This window comes from Oscillibacter sp. CU971 (assembly GCF_905219725.1).
Taxonomy (GTDB): domain Bacteria; phylum Bacillota; class Clostridia; order Oscillospirales; family Oscillospiraceae; genus Oscillibacter.
Genome location: NZ_CAJMXG010000428.1, coordinates 1 through 1,800 on the forward strand (window position 1 = coordinate 1; position 1,800 = coordinate 1,800).

Here is a 1,800-nt window from a genome sequence, read left to right on the forward strand (position 1 = left end):
AGATTAGGTGCTACTCAGAGCTGGTTCAGCTTCCGACCTTTGAAGAGAGATATCGTTATCTTCGGCTGAGCGGTAATGTGTGCGAGGAAACCTTTGGCTTTGACAGGTACATGAACCAGGCTTTTTACCGTTCGCCTGAATGGAAACGGATTCGGGACATCGTCATTACCCGAGATTGTGGCTGCGACCTTGGGGTTGCGGGTCATGAGATATTTGGCCGCATTCTCATTCACCACATGAACCCCATCCGTCCGTCCGACATTCGGTGGCGTAGCGATTTTCTGCTGAACCCCGAGTATCTCATTACCACAGTTCATGAAACCCATCAAGCAATCCATTATGGAGACGAGGGCCTCCTGGTCATCGCTCCGACCCAGCGGACAAGGAACGACACCTGCCCCTGGAGACACTGACTACAAGAAGGAGATTGACATGCAAAGCAACAATACTGGTAGCAACAAACTGAAGACGTCCACGGCTGTCGAGGACAAGAGCGACAAGCCGTTTATCGGCGTCGTGACCGACTGCGTAAAGCTCAATGTTCGGAAAACCCCTGACCCCGATGGAACCGTCCTCACCGTTATCCCGGCGCTGTCCACGGTGACTGTGGATCTGGACGGTTCCACCGACACCTTCTGCAAGGTCCGCACCGATGACGGCATCGAGGGCTATTGCATGAAGCAGTATATCCATCTCCGGCGTTAGGAGGGGCATATATGGTGGAGCAAACCGAAAGCATCCTGGTGTCTATCAAGAAACTGTTGGGCATTGATGCGGAGTACAAGCATTTCGACCCCGACATCATCATGCACATCAATTCTGTGTTTTCCATCCTGACACAGTTGGGCGTTGGGCCGTCCGACGGTTTCTCCATTACAAACGATAGTGAGACGTGGACGGCATTTATCGGCGAGGAGCCGAAGAAGTTCGCCCTTGTCAAAACCTATATGCAACTCAAGGTCAGACTTATGTTCGATCCACCGCTCGGTGCTGCCGTTATCGAATCTATCAACCGGCAGATCAGCGAGTGTGAGTGGCGGCTTTGTAATGCCGTTGATCCGGAGGATGACAACCGAGGAGAGGAGGAAGTTTGAAATGGCTGAAATCGTGATGCAGCATCATGGCATCAAAGGCCAGAAGTGGGGTGTCCGCCGGTTCCAGAATGCCGATGGCTCGCTCACTGCGGCCGGTAAGCAACGAGCTTCCGCAGTTCAAAAGCGGACCGATTCCAAAAACCGTGGCACCCTGACCAACGCTCAGCTCAAGAAAAAAATCGAGCGTCTCCAACTGGAGAAGCAGCTTCACGAGTTAACGAACCAAGAGGTCAATTCCGGTCGAGCCTACGCTCAGAATATTCTCAAGAATGTTGGGAGTAAGGTCCTGACAACCGTCGCAACCGGGGCCATTCTGTATGCGGGAAAGGCTGCTGTATCCGGGTCCTTTGATACGAAGGAGTTCGCCAACGCTATCTTTAACGGCGGCCCGAAGAAAAAGTAGGTGAACTGATGGCGCTGTCAAACACTGCGGTCCCCCGCTATTATGGTGCGTTCCGGGAAGCCGTGATACGAGGCGAAATTCCGGTGTGCAAGGAAGTCTCGATGGAGATGAACCGGATCGACGACCTTATTGCTAACCCTGGAATTTACTACGACGACAAAGCGGTTGAGGGATGGATCAAGTATTGCGAGGCCGAACTCACTTTGACTGACGGCTCCGACCTTCATCTTCTTGACAGCTTCAAACTCTGGGGGGAGCAGGTGTTTGGGTGGTACTACTTTGTAGAACGGTCGGTTTATGAAC

General features: G+C 52.6%; 4 protein-coding genes and 1 pseudogene. 4 read left to right on the forward strand and 1 reads right to left on the reverse strand.

Annotated features, from left to right (window positions below; genetic code table 11):
* Positions 1-14: 14 nt before the first annotated feature.
* Positions 15-338 carry a hypothetical protein gene (locus JX325_RS18570; protein ID WP_204792070.1) on the reverse strand — a complete coding sequence of 108 codons (324 nt, stop codon included), beginning with the start codon at positions 336-338 and terminating at the stop codon, positions 15-17.
* 94 nt (positions 339-432) lie between these two features.
* Here JX325_RS18570 and JX325_RS16190 point away from each other — a divergent pair, with 94 nt between their 5' ends.
* The 4 genes and pseudogenes from JX325_RS16190 to JX325_RS16205 form a co-directional block, all read left to right on the forward strand.
* Positions 433-705, forward strand: coding sequence for an SH3 domain-containing protein (locus JX325_RS16190; protein WP_204792071.1), 273 nt, complete (start codon positions 433-435; stop codon positions 703-705).
* Positions 706-716: 11 nt separating this feature from the next.
* Positions 717-1,094, forward strand: coding sequence for a hypothetical protein (locus tag JX325_RS16195; RefSeq protein ID WP_243414146.1), 378 nt, complete (start codon positions 717-719; stop codon positions 1,092-1,094).
* Between the two features lies 1 nt (position 1,095).
* Complete coding sequence (locus tag JX325_RS16200; RefSeq protein ID WP_204792073.1) at positions 1,096-1,497, forward strand: hypothetical protein; 402 nt, start codon at positions 1,096-1,098, stop codon at positions 1,495-1,497.
* 8 nt (positions 1,498-1,505) lie between these two features.
* Positions 1,506-1,800 (forward strand): annotated as a pseudogene (locus JX325_RS16205) (terminase); the annotation flags it as partial.